The organism is Aeromonas sp. 603404 (genome assembly GCF_049171775.1).
GTDB lineage: Bacteria > Pseudomonadota > Gammaproteobacteria > Enterobacterales > Aeromonadaceae > Aeromonas > Aeromonas veronii_A.
In genome coordinates this window covers 37525-52585 of the sequence record NZ_JAAKPE010000013.1, presented here as the reverse complement: position 1 = coordinate 52585, position 15061 = coordinate 37525, and the positions used below count along the sequence as shown (strand labels likewise).

Annotated in this window: 10 protein-coding genes and 1 pseudogene; 3 read left to right on the top strand and 8 right to left on the bottom strand. The window is 55.6% G+C overall.

What is annotated here, in order from left to right; genetic code table 11:
• Positions 1–10: 10 nt before the first annotated feature.
• From G5306_RS16085 to G5306_RS16050, 8 genes and pseudogenes are all read right to left on the bottom strand, one after another.
• Positions 11–1288: a hypothetical protein gene (locus G5306_RS16085; RefSeq protein ID WP_421313155.1), complete on the bottom strand. Its 1278-nt coding sequence runs from the start codon at positions 1286–1288 to the stop codon at positions 11–13.
• 39 nt (positions 1289–1327) lie between these two features.
• A complete protein-coding gene (locus G5306_RS16080) occupies positions 1328–3202 on the bottom strand; it encodes an HAD-IB family phosphatase (protein ID WP_421313153.1) in 1875 nt (624 codons plus the stop codon).
• A gap of 189 nt (positions 3203–3391) precedes the next feature.
• A pseudogene (locus G5306_RS16075) lies at positions 3392–3625 on the bottom strand (IS3 family transposase); the annotation flags it as partial.
• Between the two features lie 24 nt (positions 3626–3649).
• Positions 3650–5632, bottom strand: a complete 1983-nt coding sequence (gene fhuB, locus G5306_RS16070; RefSeq protein ID WP_421313152.1) for a Fe(3+)-hydroxamate ABC transporter permease FhuB — start codon at positions 5630–5632, stop codon at positions 3650–3652.
• On the bottom strand, positions 5629–6513 hold the full coding sequence (locus G5306_RS16065) for an ABC transporter substrate-binding protein (RefSeq protein WP_421313202.1): 885 nt from the start codon (positions 6511–6513) through the stop codon (positions 5629–5631). Before G5306_RS16065 ends, fhuB begins: the two co-directional genes overlap by 4 nt.
• Positions 6514–6547: 34 nt before the next feature.
• Entirely contained in the window at positions 6548–7312 is a 765-nt protein-coding gene (locus G5306_RS16060; RefSeq protein WP_139405222.1) for an ATP-binding cassette domain-containing protein, read from the bottom strand.
• Between the two features lie 46 nt (positions 7313–7358).
• The gene (locus tag G5306_RS16055; RefSeq protein WP_139405221.1) at positions 7359–9005 is read right to left on the bottom strand and encodes a multidrug ABC transporter permease/ATP-binding protein; all 1647 of its coding nucleotides are present in this window, start codon (positions 9003–9005) and stop codon (positions 7359–7361) included.
• Positions 9006–9084: 79 nt separating this feature from the next.
• Positions 9085–11181: a TonB-dependent siderophore receptor gene (locus tag G5306_RS16050; RefSeq protein ID WP_421313150.1), complete on the bottom strand. Its 2097-nt coding sequence runs from the start codon at positions 11179–11181 to the stop codon at positions 9085–9087.
• 396 nt (positions 11182–11577) lie between these two features.
• Here G5306_RS16050 and mioC point away from each other — a divergent pair, with 396 nt between their 5' ends.
• From mioC to rsmG, 3 genes are all read left to right on the top strand, one after another.
• On the top strand, positions 11578–12027 hold the full coding sequence (gene mioC, locus G5306_RS16045; RefSeq protein WP_335838293.1) for an FMN-binding protein MioC: 450 nt from the start codon (positions 11578–11580) through the stop codon (positions 12025–12027).
• Positions 12028–12535: 508 nt separating this feature from the next.
• A complete protein-coding gene (gene mnmG, locus G5306_RS16040) occupies positions 12536–14425 on the top strand; it encodes a tRNA uridine-5-carboxymethylaminomethyl(34) synthesis enzyme MnmG (protein ID WP_100654726.1) in 1890 nt (629 codons plus the stop codon).
• An 8-nt stretch (positions 14426–14433) separates the two neighbouring features.
• Positions 14434–15060, top strand: coding sequence for a 16S rRNA (guanine(527)-N(7))-methyltransferase RsmG (gene rsmG / locus G5306_RS16035; protein WP_216952496.1), 627 nt, complete (start codon positions 14434–14436; stop codon positions 15058–15060).
• Position 15061 lies beyond the last annotated feature (1 nt).

Here is a 15061-nt window from a genome sequence, read left to right as displayed (position 1 = left end):
TGGCCTTTTATTATGTGGTAATTTGAGAAACAGCAAATTGATTATCGCTTGCTCTTATCCCCACTCGCGGTGTACGCGTCAACTTGGTGTCAATGACATCAATAATGAGAGTGCTGCCAACCTCAACCATTACCTTGGTAGACATGACAGAGAGTGCAATAATAGTAGAGTACTGCCCAGCGGTAACATTCACCTCTTCACATGGTATAAATTTAGGCTCACTTATTATCCTCCAACTACCATCATTAACCCATAATGTGATAACAGGCATATCTGCCGTGGATGCCTGAAGCATACAGGCATACATATGACTATCTTGCGGGCCTGAATAGCAAGCGACCAGAGAAGCATGTCCACTCCCAGCCCCCAACCACGAAAATTTAGCCTTTATACTAATCACATCATCTACAGCAGTTTTTGCCTGAGCAATGGCCAGAGAAAAACCATCAGCTGGCGCCATAAAACCAATCTTGGTCGAATCAAATGGTGTTATCATCAAATTCTCCCAATAGAAATTTTCGGTATTGCAAATTGGGAGTCTAGCCGCCCTAAGTGTTACACAGCTGGGCGACTCAGTATAAATCGCCGGCGCAGAACCAAATACAGAATAAGAACCATCAGGCAAACATCCAATAGAGACAAAATCACATTTTTGATTTTCCGAAAGCTGTGCTATCTCATAGAAACCAACCTTATGAAGACATTTTCTAGTGTTCTTGCTGCTATGTACCACAAAATGGCAATTATCGATATATAAAATATGACTTTGACAAGCCCTCAGAAGTAGATTTAGGATATGTCGCTCACCAATAAAATCCTGCATCAGCCAAGGTGATGCGATACCAATACTTGTTACATGACGATCTTTCAAATGCAATACAAAATCGTCAACATTGCGAACATAAATAACTTCCTGATCTTGCAACAGTAACGAGACACCATCATGTAGCACTGGACATGCAAAAACTATATTGCACTGCTGCCAACTCTTGATATTTTTAGAAATACCAACAAAAACATCTTCAAGCTCAGCCGCTGTAACTATCACATCGTGGACATTGGCTGATGACATCACCGGTAATGAACTGACTTTCTCGCGCAGAAGTTCTGTTATAGCCTGAAGTCTGGAGATATCATCACGCAGAGTTAGCTGCCCCTCTGACAGTTGCTGGTTACCTTGCTCAATCCCCTGACTCAGATTAACCAGCTGTTCTGAAAAAATGAGATCAGCATCGCACTTTCCTGAACGCCTCAGGAATGATTGGAGAAAACGCGTAAATCGACTCATGGTATCGTCATCCAATAATTATTATTCATACAGTTTTGCCTAACTGCTCTCTTCAGGTATACAGACAAGGGCATAGAAATGGGTGTTATCCCATCGGTTGTACTCTTTTGGATAAATATCAACAACTTCCTTAATGCTGAAACCGGCTTGACGTATAAGATCTATCTCATGCTGTAGCCATCTATATTCAGAGTAGTAATCTGTTCCTAGCTCTTTGGAGTAACCATCAACAATGACATCTTTAGTACACCCCATCTGATGCTTGACTATCAAAGTACCAGCAGGTCGTATCCATGAGCGAGCCTTCTGATAAATCCGTTCCGCCTCTGTTCTATTGAAGAAATTCATCACACCAAAAATGGTAACAAGATCAAATTTCTCTGCCACATCAAATATATTGAGATCTTCATTAATAACTTTCAGGTTGTCCGTTCTTTTTATAAAATCGCTAAAGTTAGAATATTTTTCTACAGCGATTATTTTAGAGAAATCTTCTGTAAGGTGATTAACAAGCAGCCCAGTACCAGCACCAAGATCAAGCAGGGTTTTACTTTTATCTGAGAAACGTTTGACTAACTCAATATCAAAAATAGAAAAATCGGGGGCTTTATTTCTAGTCTCTATTGGTGATTTTATTTTGCTGGCTAGTTTTTCATAATAACTATTTATTTTATGATTACCACTACTCCACGAGTCCACAAAATCAACAGCTTTCTTATAGTCTTCATAAGTGTCAATATCTTGCGCTCGTATTATCTTCGCAGACATTGGCAATAATGGTTCTAAAAGATTGTAAAGATGGCCCGAGGTAAATCTTATATTTTCCCTGCGGATGGCAGCAGGTCCAGACCACTCGTAATCACCATCATCTCTGGAAAATGAAACAACTTGTTCTTGTTCATTGAGCTTCACAAAAACTGCGTCTTCGCTCACTTTTTGACTCACCCCAATAAATTCTTGCTCTGCTTCAATGCACTGAGCAATATCATCTGGGTGAACTAATAGATCCCCATCCCAAGCAATAATCATTTCATTAGCATGTTTACCACCAAGATAGAGACTAGCGCCAGTTTTAGAGTGAAAATAATCGTGATTGAAAACAAAAATAATATCTTTTCTGATCGAGCATACTTCATCAATAAGACTGCTAGCCTGAAAACCAACAACTATTCTAAGATCACTTACATGCCGGAATTGTTCTAGCTGTAGATGAATAAGTGGCACCCCTTGTAGCTTAATAAGCGACTTTGTTTGTCCCAGCCCAAGGCGCGAACCAACCCCCGCAGCACTAATTACCACTGACCTTCCATTTTGAGGTGATTTTATCTGTTGCAGTAACCTGAGCATAGCAACAGAATCATATACTGCATAATCTGCAACTTGCATGACCGTATTTGCCGGTTGGTGAATCAAGCCGCAAGCAATAGAAACATCAGCGATCCTCATGGCCTCAGCATCATTATTTCCATCACCGATGAAAACGACTTGCTCACCTTGCGCTTGATACTCTTTAACAATATCTTCTTTCTTTAGTATTTTGGTTAATCGAACCTTACCATTGGCATCAACTTCCCCTTCTGATGAACGAATTACGCACTCTATTTTTTTGGCTAATTCTGCGATCCAGCCATTATAATTTCCAGTGGCAATAATACAGTCATCACGGTTACTATTGATAAAATCGAGCAGAGACTGGTTAAGGGGAATATCCGCTACGATGCGAGCAACTTGAGCCACATCTAGGTGACCAAGTATGTCAACCCGCTTGATGAAACTTTCCATGAATGGGATCTGACCATTAATAGTCTGGGCAGTTAACTCTTCTATTTGCGTAGTGACATTGAAACTTTTAGCTATGATAGGCAATGTTTCACAGCAGCTAAGAGTTCCGTCGAGATCGAAAATAAATTTCATCCTTTGCCTCGCTAGGTTGGCAATATCTAAACGTTTGTATTTATAAGACAATAAGCAAGTGAAGTCGAGACAATCTGGCGCAGGATCATACCCAGATCAGATGGACTTAGCCCACGATGGTAGACATATTCTGTTCTCACGACGAGACTTATTCGAAGACCTTTGGTGTGGCGCGCATCCAAGGTGGCTCTAGCGTCGCACTCTGTAGTAGAACGCTTCAATGCAATCGAAGATTTCGGCGCGGGCCAGATCGTGGGTTTTGTTGATCCTTTTTATGATGCGATCTTTTTTTCAGCGAACTGAAGAACGATTCAGAGACAGCATGATCCCAACAGTTGCCACGTCGGCTCATATTGGGGGCCAAGTTATTGGCCCCAAAAAACACTGCCTATCGTTACTGCCATATTGGCAACCCTGATCCGACTACACGATAGCCAATCCACAAACCTAAAGGCGGCGCAGGCACCACATGAAGTAAGCGCCCCCTAACAAGGTGGAGACCAGCCCGACTGGCACCTCCTGCGGGAAGAGGATCTGCTGGCCGACCCAGTCAGCCGACACCATCAACAGGGCGCCGGAAGCGGCGGCCCCAAGCAGGTGCCAGCGTGCCCGCACCAACCCCATCAGCTTGGCCATATGTGGCGCCAACAGACCGACGAACGAGAGCGGCCCCACCACCAGGGTGGCGCTGGCAGTGAGCACGGCCACCAGCAGCAGGATGGCGAGCTGGGCACGGTTGAGGCGAATGCCCAGCGCGGTCGCTACAGCACTACCCATCGGCATCAGATCGAGCCAGCGGCTCACCAACAGGCAGGCGGCCAGCATCAACAGCACCAGCCCCACCAACCCATAGGCCACCGGCAGGGTGACGTAATAGGTAGAACCGGACATCCAGGAGAGCAGTTGCTGCACCCGTAGGTCGCCGTTGGCCAGCGCAATGGCCTGCAGCGGTTCAAACAGTGCCGTGATGGCGATACCGGAGAGCAGGATCCGCTCCGGCTGGAAACCGTGCTTGCGATTGACCAGCACCAGCAGCAACAGGCAGCCGAAGGCACCGAGAAGGCCACCCAGCAGCATTATGGGCAACGGCAAAGCTGGCAGCAGTAAGGCTGTCGTTATCACCCCCATAAAGGTGCCGCCGCTCACCCCCAGCAGCTCCGGACTCGCCATAGGATTGTTGCTGACCCGCTGCAACAGGGTGCCCGCCAGCGCCAGCAGCACGCCAGCCGCCCCCGCCGCCAGAGTGCGCGGCAGCCGCCACTCCAACTGGGCCTGCCAGCGGAGCCAGCTCGGCCAACTCCAGCCCGTCATTCCCTGCCCAAACAGCAGGGAGGCGACCACGGCCATCAGCAGCCCGACCAACAACAGGCCAATAAGGCGAGCCGGTGCCGGATGGCGGGCCACCAGCAGGCTGGCGTTTGCCTTCGGCGTACCCGACTTGATGCCAAGGCGCGGGATCAGCCAGAGCAGCAGCGGCGCCCCCAGCAGGGCGGTCATGGCGCCGGTGGGGATCAATACCGGCCAGAAGCGGCTCAGGCTCTGCAGCAGCAGATCGGTCGCCGCCAGCAGCAGGGCGCCGAGGATCGGTGCCCACAGCAGCCGCTGGCCGAGCTGGCGGATCCCGAGCAGCCGCACCATGGCGGGCGCTGCCAGCCCGATAAAGCCGATCAGCCCCACCACGATCACCACGCAAGCGGTGACAAACACCGCCAGCCCCAGTCCGGCAAAACGCAGATGCTGAAGGGATACCCCCAGACTGCGGGCGCTGGCATCATCCAGCTCCAGCACCGCCAGCGGGCGCACCAGCACAACGGCCAGCAAAGCGGCTGCCAGCAGGCGGGGCAACAGGTAACTCACCCCGCTCCAGCTGTTCTGCACTAGCGAGCCACTGCCCCACACCAGCAAGCCTTTCAGCTCCTCCTGAAAGAACAGCAAGAGCCCCATGCTGATGGCCGCCAGATAGAGGTTGATCACCAACCCGGCAAAGACGATGACCACCGGATTGAGCTGGCGACGCCAGGCCAAGGCAAACACCAGTGCCATCGCGAGGCTGCCACCGGCCATGGCGATCCACTCCCGCCCCAGCAGCAGCCAGGAAGGGGCAAACAGGGTCACCATCATCAACGCCAGTTGGGCGCCGGAGGCTACCCCCAAGGTGGTCGGTGATGCGAGCGGGTTGCGCAGCACCTGCTGCATCAGGGTACCCGCCAGCCCGAGCGCCGCCCCGGCCAGCAGGGTGACCGCCAAGCGGGGCAGCCAGCTGAAATGCACCACCGCTTGGCTGACATCAGCCAGATTGGGGGCGAACAGGCTCTGCCACCAGAGCGCAGCGGGCAGCTGGCGAGCCAGCTCCCAATACGCGAGCAAGAGGGTCAATCCCAGCAGGATCGAGACCGGCCGCAGCAGCGGCGATGTGAGCAGTCGCTTCATCGGCCAGCCTCCATACGCTCGGCATCTTGCAACAATGCATCGCTGAGCAGACCGGCGAAACGGCGGGCGGCCAATACGCCACCAAAACTCCAGACCGCAGGCAAATGCAACACGGGCGCCTGCCGTACCAGCGGCAGATGCTGCCACAGCCCAGGCTCCTGCAGCCGTTCGCTCACCCCTACCGGGATGGGATCGACCACCACCAGCCGCGCGGTTGGCAAGGTCATGAACTGCTCGATGCTGACCACCGAGAAACCCCAGTCATTGGTCTGCTCTTGCCAGCCATTACGCAGCCCAAGCCGCGTCATCACCGCATCGAACAGGCTGTGGCGACCAAACACCCGCACATGGCGCTCATCGATAAACTGCACCACCAGCAGGGGCGGCAAATCCGCAGGCAATCTGGCCTGCATACTAGCAAGATCCCGATCCAGCCCGGCCAGCAGCCGTTCGCCCTCGGCAGTTTTGCCCACTATACGGGCGAGGGTCAGGGTCACCTCGTGCAGTCTCTGCCACAGATCGGTTTGCCCATCATAGAGGGCGATGGTACTCACCGGTGCGATGCGGGAAAGAGTTGGTGCCAGCGGGGCCGCCAGCGGCGAGATGAGGATGCGATCGGGTTTGAGCTCCGCCAGCAGCTCACGGTTGGGCTGGGTGCGCAGGCCGATATTCACCACTCCGGCAGGTAGCCGTGGCTCGCCGACCCATGCCTGATAGGGGCCTGCATCCCCCACCGCCAGCGGTGTCACCCCGAGCGCCAGCAGGGTCTCGGCTATGGTCCAGTCGACGGTGGCGATACGGGGTAGCGGCGCAGAAGCGATCGGGGATTTGTCGGCCTGCGCCGCAAGTGGCAGCAGCAGGCTAATAAGGCAGGGTGCCATCTTCTTCAATAAACGATTCAAGAGAGCCCCCCGGTCAGACGATGGCGATGGGATGGGCATGAGCCGGGTGGCGAATGACCTCCATCGGAATGCCATAGATGGCGTGCAGGGTCTCGCTGGTCATGATCCCCTCAGGTTCACCGTGGGTGAGCAGGCGGCCGGAGTGGAGCGCCACCAGCCGATCACAGAAGCGGGAGGCCATATTGATGTCGTGAATGACGATGATGACCCCGAGGTTTAGCTGACGGCTCAACTGCTTGACGAGCGTCAGCACCTCCACCTGATGGGCCACATCCAGCGCGGCCAGCGGCTCGTCCAGCAGGATGAAGCGGCTCTCCTGGGCCAGCAGCATCGCCAGCCAGACCCGCCCCCGCTCGCCGCCTGAGAGGGTATCCACCAGCCGATCGGCAAAGCGTTCGGTATGGGTAAGGGCGATGGCCCGATCGACCTGGCGGTGGTCCTCCGCCCCCATCCGGCCCAGCAGGCCACGCCAGGGGTAGCGGCCCATCTCCACCAGCTCCCGCCCGAGCAGATTCTCGGCGCTCGGCAAATGCTGGGGCAGATAGGCCACCTGACGGGCAAACTCCCGATTGCCCCAGTCGGGCAACGGCTTGCCATCGAACAGGATCTCGCCGTCGCTGAGGGGTTGCTGGCGAGCCAGCAGCTTGAGCAGGGTCGATTTGCCCGAACCATTGTGGCCGATGAGGCCATAGACCTGTCCCTGCTCGAAACGCAGGTCGGTGGGGTGCAGCAGCGTGCGGTCATTGACCGTGAAGCAGGCTGATTTCATCTCTAACATAAGCAATTCCTGTGCTGGCTTGCCGCCAGTCTCATCAGTGCCGGTATCAAACCGGCACCTCGCAATCCAGATGGGCGATCGCATCGCGGCTCACTGCGGCACGGCGCACGCCGGTCAGTTCAGTGAGCTGGCCCTGACGCATCTCCAGCAGGCGATCGGCCAGCGGGAAATAGTGATCATCGTGACTGATGGCAATCACCGTCTTGCCCATCTCCTTGAGGCGCGGCAACAGCACCTGATAGAAGATGCGGCGGAACTGGGGATCCTGATCCGCGGCCCACTCGTCAAACAGCATCACCTCGCGCTGCTCGGCCAGCGCCAGCAGCAGGGCGACCCGCTTGCGCTGCCCTTGGGAGAGATCGATATCGGCTATAAAGCCATCCTCGATGGTGAGCTTGCTGCCCATCTGCAACCGCTCCAGCCACTCGGCCACCAGCTCATCCTTGGGTTCCGGCCCCAGCAGGTGCTGGAACAGGTGATAGTCGGTGAAGATGGCGGAGAAGAGCGCCAGATAGCCATTGCGATCGGTGATCGGCTCACCATCCAGCAGGATCCGGCCCGATACCGGCTGATAGAGGCCGGTCAGCAGCATGGCCAGCGTCGACTTGCCGGAGCCATTGCCGCCGATGATGAAGATCTGCTCCCCCTTTTCGATGACCAGATCGATGGGGCCAACGGCAAAGCCGCCCTCCCCCTGATAGTGAAAGCTCACCAGCTCCAACTCGATACGCTGCCAGGGGCGGATGGCGGGCGGCAGCGGGAAATCCGCATCCGCCTCGGTCAGATTGAGGGCGGCGATCTTGTCGAACGCCACCTGAGCGGCAAGCAGGGTCGGCAGGGCGCCAATCCCCTGCAACAGCGGGGTGCGCAGGAACAGCAGGGTCAGCGCAAAGGTGGCGGCCACATTGGTGTTGGCCCAGCCAAGGCCGTTGGCCAGAAAGAAGACCAGACCGATGGCCCCCAGCATCATGATATTCGACCAGTTCACCGCGCTCAGGTGATAGGTGTCGGCGCGGATGATCTGCTGGCGGTAGTCACGGGCATTTTGTTCATAGAGCTGGTGGTAAACGAAGTGAGCCCGCTCGCGGTTGAGCGCCAGCTCCTTGCTGCCGGCGATGATGGCCTGATAGTTCTGATAGAGCCGATCTTCGGCCTGACGCATGTGGGAGAGATGGCGATAAACACGGTTCACCAGCAACCAGCCCACCACCATGGTAATCGTGACCCAGAGCGCGGTCACCCCGAGTAATGCAGGAGAGAGCCAGCCAAGGTAAAGGGCAGAACCCAGCGTGAGTACCAGCCCCTGCACCAGCTCCGGCAGGCGCACGAAGGCGATGGTGATCTGGCCGATATCGCTGGAGAGGGAAGCCAGCAGCGGCCCCTGACCAATCTGGCGAATGCGGGCGACATCAGTATCCAGCAACTGCTTGAGCAGGCGTCCGCGCAACCGGTAGACAAAATGGTGACCGAGAGTGGTCAGGGCCAGCTGAGATCCGAGTGTGATCACCAGCAGCAGCACAATCAGGCCGACCAGCTGACCGAGGATCGGCAGCGGATCACCTATAGATTCGATAAGAGACTGATTGATAAAGGCAATGACGCCAATCCCGCTGACTGCACTGAGCAGACTGAGCAGGGTAATGGCGATAAAGGGCCAACGATATTGACGATAAACCAGAGACAAGAGTTCCATAACGGACCGGTATTCCAGAGAGATCAGAACAACTGCGGGTGAAAAGAAGGGCGGGAATCCGGTTCCCGCCCGACTTCGATTACCAGCGGTAGTTGATGCTGCCCACTACGCTGCGCGGCTCGCCGTAGTAGCAGTAGTAGTCACAACTGGCCACGTAGGTTTCACCCAGCAGGTTGTTGACGTTGAGCTGGGCACGCCAGTTCTTGGCAAAGTCATACCCGATCATCGCATCCCAGACGGTATGGGCCGGCACCTCGGCAGAGCCGTAGATGGGGGTGTAGTCCGCATTCACGGCGCCAATACCCACGCTGGAACCGATATAACGTACACCGGTACCCAGCTCCAGACCCGAAGCCACCCCTTGCTGCACCTTGTAGTTACCCCAGAAGGAGGCCTGGTGGCGCGGGATCAGGCTGGCACGGCGATCGCCACTGCCGGTGTCGTTGGTTTTGGCATCGGTGTAGGTATAAGCAGCGGTCAGACGCAGCGCATCTGTCACCTGCAAGCTCCCTTCCAGCTCAATCCCCTGAGAGGTCACTTCACCCGCCTGGGTCTGCTGGCCGGAACCGGTAGAGACCAGCGAGTTGGTCTGGGCCAGATCGAACAGCGCCATATTGATGTAACCGTCGAGGAAGGCAGGCGCATACTTCACGCCGGTCTCGTAGAGCTTGCCCTTGAGCGGCTTGTAGGAACTCTTGGTGTTGGGATCGATCCCCGGCAGCACCTCGAACGACTCGGCATAGGCAAAGTAGGGAGAGAGGCCGTTGTCGGCCAGATACATCAGGCTGCCCGAGAGGGATAGCTCGTGATCGTACTGGCGCTCGTCCTTGCTGGTATTGGTATTGTGGGTCTCCACATAGTCAAAACGGCCACCGGCAGTCAGCAACCAGCGATCGTCCCAGCGGATCTGGTGCTGGGCATAGAGACCGCTCTGGCCCTTGCTGCTCTTCTGGTGAGTGGCGGTCGACTCATCAAAACCGGGGAAGCCGCTGTAATCCGGGTTCATGGTATTGATGGTGCCCATGGCGTAGTTGTCGGCCTCGACCCCTTCATTGACATGACGCTGCAGATCCACCCCCAGCAGCAAGGTCTGCTCGGTGCTGTCGGTGTTCCAGTAGCCCACCATCTGGTTGTCCATGGTGGCACTCTTGGTATTGCCATCACGGTAAACCAGGCCACGACTGGCAGTTGTGCCTTCATAGGTCGGGAAGATATAGGTCTGGCGCAGCAGCAGATCGTTGTAGTTGAAGCGGACGTTCTGCTTGAACTCCCAAGTCTGGTTGAGCTGGTGGGCCAGCTCGTAACCGGTGGAGATCTGGGTATTGCGGTTGCGATCGTAATCCGGCTGGCTCAGGTTGGTAGAGGGATCAATCTGGCCACCTGATGTATTCAGGGTGCCATAGACCGGGAAGAAGCCGTTGGTCGGGACCCCTTCGTCGTGCAGGAAGCTGGCCAGCAGGGTCAGGCTGGTACGATCCGAAAGATCGAAGGTGACGCTCGGCGCCAGATAAACCCGATCGTTGTAGGTGCCGGTAAGCACACCATCACGCTCTTTATAAAGAGCAACCATGCGGTAGCGGCTGTTGTCGGAGAGCGCGTCAGAGACATCCACCCCGACCTGACGATGATCCCGGCTGCCAAGCTGCAGATCTACTTGCCCTTGCGGCGTGGCGGTCGGTCGCTTGCTGATGGCATTGATCACCCCGCCCGGAGGCGCCTCACCGTAAAGGATCGAGGCTGGCCCCTTCAGCACTTCCACACTCTCCAGACCGAACGGTTCCGGCGTCCAGACGTAGTAGCCGGTGCCAAACAACCGGTTGCCATCCAGATAAGAGGCGGCATCGAAGCCACGCACCTTGAACCAGTCGGTGTTGTTGTCTGAGCCATAGAGGCCGGTCAATACGCCGGAACGGTAGCGAATCGCTTCATCCAGCTGCAACACGGCGTGCTGATCCAGCTCCTCGCGATTAACCACGGAGACGGCGCGAGGGGTCTCGGCCATCGGCACTTCCACCTTCATAGCCGTACCTGTCACCACCATGGTTTCGCTGGCTTTGGGCAGCTCAGCGGTGGTTTGTTCGGCCATCAGCGGCAGGGAGACGAGCAAACCGGAGAGCGAAAGCACGCCGAAGGCGCCCTTCTTGCCGGGTCCTGTAGTGTATTTTTGCGCAATCATATTAAAGTCTCGTTTATCAATGAGTTATGTTGTTTTAATTGTTATTTGTGGTCGTTTGTCACGACATCACCCTGTTCCATGGGCGAATAAAGCAGCGCAATCCTACTACAGGAGCCGTGATCGAATCGATTCAATAATTGCTAATCATTTGCATCTACATTGTTATCTGACTGCATCGTTGGCAGGATTTCGCGGGAGGTGGGAGCCATCAGGAGAGCTATGAGCGGAGAAGAAAATGGGGAGGAATATAAAGAAGCAGAAAAAAGATCGGCAGGATGGATCCGGTGGCATTATCTGACTGGATCCATTATCCCCAAGCTTTATCCATATTTATCCACACCCTTTGGCGGTAGAATCCGGCTTTCCGTTTCTTTGTCTGAAATCAGGATCCATTCCATGGCCAAACTCAATCTCGTCGTCGGCTCCATGCTGGGCGCCGCCGAATATGTCGCAGACCACGTCGCCAACCTGCTGGAACAGGCTGGCCACCAGACCCGGATCCACAACCCGGCCAAGCTGGCAGAGGTACTGGATGATGCGGGATCCATCCTGCTGGTGGTCACTTCCACCCATGGTGCCGGGGATGTGCCCGACAACCTGCAACCCTTCGCCAAGGAGCTTGCCGAGCAGCATCCGGATCTTAATTCATTGAAATATGGCGTGATCGCCCTTGGTGACAGCAGTTATGACACCTTTTGCCAGGGCGGCAAGACGCTGGATCGCCTGCTGGCCGAGTGCGGAGCCAGCCGGATTGGCGAGCGACTCGACATCGATGTGACCCAACACGAGATCCCCGAAGATGCCGCAGAAGTGTGGATCCGCGACTGGATGACGATGATCGCCTGATCGGCGTGCGGGAGATCCTGAAAAAAAGCTTGATCTCCCCACTTATCCCCAGATCGACTATCCACCATGTTATTAACAGATTGATCCGGGGGGGTTGTTCTACAAGGTTACCCACAACGCCCAGGGGTAATGTGCATAACTACGGTGTAAAGCTCTGTAAAACCTATAGTTATCCATGTATTAGATCCAGACCGACAGACATCTGTGTATAAAAGTCCTGGTTATCCCCTCGTTCACCGGGCCAGGATCCAAGCTTTTCCACAAGCTAGGATCGTCCTTAAATTAATGATCTTTATGATCAAAAAGTGCTTATCAACAGAAAGGGCGGATCCTAATAAGAGATCCAGTAAAAGATCGATCTAAAGATCCTTAAGATCTAATTAGTGGATCCTCCCTTCATACTGAACGTTAAGTAGACGTTCCCCTCAGGACGCGAAACAGATAGAATGTTCCGCCCTTTAGCCCAGGCAAATAAAGATCTTCAGGCGTGCAGATCAAGGTGATCCCAATGCAATACCATGAACAATTTGATGTGATCGTCGTCGGTGGCGGTCATGCCGGAACCGAAGCAGCAACAGCGGCAGCCCGTATGGGCATGAACACCCTGTTGCTGACCCACAATATCGATACGCTGGGACACATGTCCTGTAATCCGGCGATCGGCGGGATCGGCAAGGGACACCTGGTCAAGGAAGTTGACGCACTCGGCGGGATCATGGCGCGTGCCATCGATCTTGGCGGGATCCAGTTCCGCACCCTCAACTCCTCCAAGGGCCCGGCAGTGCGAGCCACTCGTGCCCAGGCGGATCGCCTGCTCTACAAGGCCGTCGTTCGCCAGATGCTGGAGAACTACCCGAACCTGAAGATCTTCCAGCAAGCCTGTGACGATCTGATCATGGACGGGGATCGTGTTGCCGGTGTGGTCACCCAGAGCGGGATCCGCATCAGCGGCAAGACAGTGGTGCTGACGGTCGGTACCTTCCTGAACGGTTTGATCCACATCGGGATGGAAAACTACAAGGGCGGCCGTGCCGGGGATCCTCCCTCGATCGCCTTGGCCCAGCGCCTGCGTGAACTGCCGCTGCGCATCGATCGTCTCAAGACGGGTACGCCGCCGCGCATCGATGCCCGCAGCGTCGATTTCTCCGTAATGCAGGAGCAGCACGGTGACGATCCGCGCCCCGTCTTCTCGTTTATCGGCAATGCCAGCCAGCATCCCCGTCAAGTGCCCTGCTACGTCACCCACACCAACGAGCGTACCCACGAGGTGATCCGCAATAACCTGGATCGCAGCCCCATGTACGCCGGGGTGATCGAGGGGATCGGCCCGCGCTACTGCCCGTCGATCGAAGACAAGATCACCCGTTTCGCCGACAAGACGGCTCACCAGATCTTCGTCGAACCGGAAGGCCTGACCACCCACGAACTCTATCCGAACGGGATATCCACCAGCCTGCCGTTTGACGTGCAGGTGCAGATCGTCCGTTCTGTGCGCGGCTTCGAGAACGCCCACATCACCCGCCCCGGCTATGCCATCGAATATGATTTCTTCGATCCGCGGGATCTCAAGGCCAACATGGAGAGCAAGTGCATTCCAAACCTGTTCTTCGCTGGCCAGATCAACGGTACGACCGGTTACGAAGAGGCGGCGGCACAAGGCCTGATGGCCGGTCTGAACGCCGCGCTGCGTGCCCAGGACAAGGATCCCTGGAACCCGCGTCGGGATCAGGCCTACATGGGCGTGATGATGGACGATCTCTCCACTCTGGGGACCCGCGAGCCTTACCGCATGTTCACCAGCCGCGCCGAATATCGCCTGCTGCTGCGGGAAGACAACGCCGATATCCGCCTGACTGCCATCGGTCGCGAACTGGGTCTGGTGGATGACGAGCGCTGGAGCAAATTCAACGCCAAGATGGAACAGGTCGAGCTGGAGCGTCAGCGCATGCGTTCAACCTGGATCCACCCGCAACATCCGTCACTGGAGGCAGTCAACGCTCTGGTCAATACCCCGCTGACCCGCGAGCAGAGTCTGGAAGAGCTGTTGCGTCGCCCAGAGGTGACCTATGATGCGCTGATGGCCATCGAAGGGGTTGGCCCCTCCGTGACCGATCCTGCCGCGGCCGAACAGGTTGAGATCCAGATCAAGTACGCCGGTTACATCGAGCGTCAGCACGATGAAGTGGAAAAGCAGCTGCGCAACGAGAACACCTTGCTGCCGCTGGATCTGGACTATCGCGAGGTGAACGGCCTCTCCAACGAGGTGAAAGCCAAGCTGAACGATGCCAAGCCGCAGACCATTGGTCAGGCTTCCCGCATCTCCGGCATCACCCCGGCGGCCATCTCCATCCTGCTGGTTCACCTGAAAAAACACGGCCTGCTGCGTAAAACCGCCTGAGGAATCCCATGTTGGAAAGATTGAACGGCCTGCTCAAGCAGGCCGAAATTGTTATCACCGATACCCAAAAGAGCCAACTGGTGCAGTTGGTCGAGTTGCTGCACAAGTGGAACAAGGCTTACAATCTCACCTCGGTGCGAGATCCGGACGCCATGCTGGTCAAGCATATCCTCGATAGCCTGGTGGTAAGCCCCCACTTGCACGGTGAGCGCTTCATCGACGTGGGGACCGGTCCCGGCCTGCCGGGATTGCCGCTGGCGATCATCAATCCGGACAAGCAGTTCGTTCTGCTAGACAGTCTGGGCAAACGGATCAACTTCATCCGCCAGGTCATTCTGGAGCTGGGGTTGACCAATGTGACGCCGATCAAATCCCGGGTGGAAGAGTATCAACCCGAAGTCGGGTTTGATGGTGTACTCAGCAGAGCGTTCGCTTCGCTAGAGGACATGCTGAGCTGGTGTCACCACCTGCCGTCAGAACAGGGCAGCTTCCTCGCGCTCAAGGGACAATATCCCGCAGAGGAGCTGGCCCAGTTGCCTGCCAATATCCGTCTGGTAGCCTGTCATGAGCTGCGGGTGCCGGAGCTGGAAGGCGAACGTCATCTGCTGGAATTCAAACATATCCAGCCCGAATAGG

What these genes read in the sequence shown, in the direction of transcription:
- G5306_RS16050 (WP_421313150.1), bottom strand. Translation starts at nt 11,181, where the DNA reads ATGATTGCGCAAAAATACACTACAGGACCCGGCAAGAAGGGCGCCTTC.
- fhuB (WP_421313152.1), bottom strand. Translation starts at nt 5,632, where the DNA reads ATGAAGCGACTGCTCACATCGCCGCTGCTGCGGCCGGTCTCGATCCTG.
- mioC (WP_335838293.1), top strand. Translation starts at nt 11,578, where the DNA reads ATGGCCAAACTCAATCTCGTCGTCGGCTCCATGCTGGGCGCCGCCGAA.
- G5306_RS16060 (WP_139405222.1), bottom strand. Translation starts at nt 7,312, where the DNA reads ATGTTAGAGATGAAATCAGCCTGCTTCACGGTCAATGACCGCACGCTG.
- G5306_RS16065 (WP_421313202.1), bottom strand. Translation starts at nt 6,513, where the DNA reads ATGGCACCCTGCCTTATTAGCCTGCTGCTGCCACTTGCGGCGCAGGCC.
- G5306_RS16080 (WP_421313153.1), bottom strand. Translation starts at nt 3,202, where the DNA reads ATGAAATTTATTTTCGATCTCGACGGAACTCTTAGCTGCTGTGAAACA.
- G5306_RS16055 (WP_139405221.1), bottom strand. Translation starts at nt 9,005, where the DNA reads ATGGAACTCTTGTCTCTGGTTTATCGTCAATATCGTTGGCCCTTTATC.
- G5306_RS16085 (WP_421313155.1), bottom strand. Translation starts at nt 1,288, where the DNA reads ATGAGTCGATTTACGCGTTTTCTCCAATCATTCCTGAGGCGTTCAGGA.
- rsmG (WP_216952496.1), top strand. Translation starts at nt 14,434, where the DNA reads ATGTTGGAAAGATTGAACGGCCTGCTCAAGCAGGCCGAAATTGTTATC.
- mnmG (WP_100654726.1), top strand. Translation starts at nt 12,536, where the DNA reads ATGCAATACCATGAACAATTTGATGTGATCGTCGTCGGTGGCGGTCAT.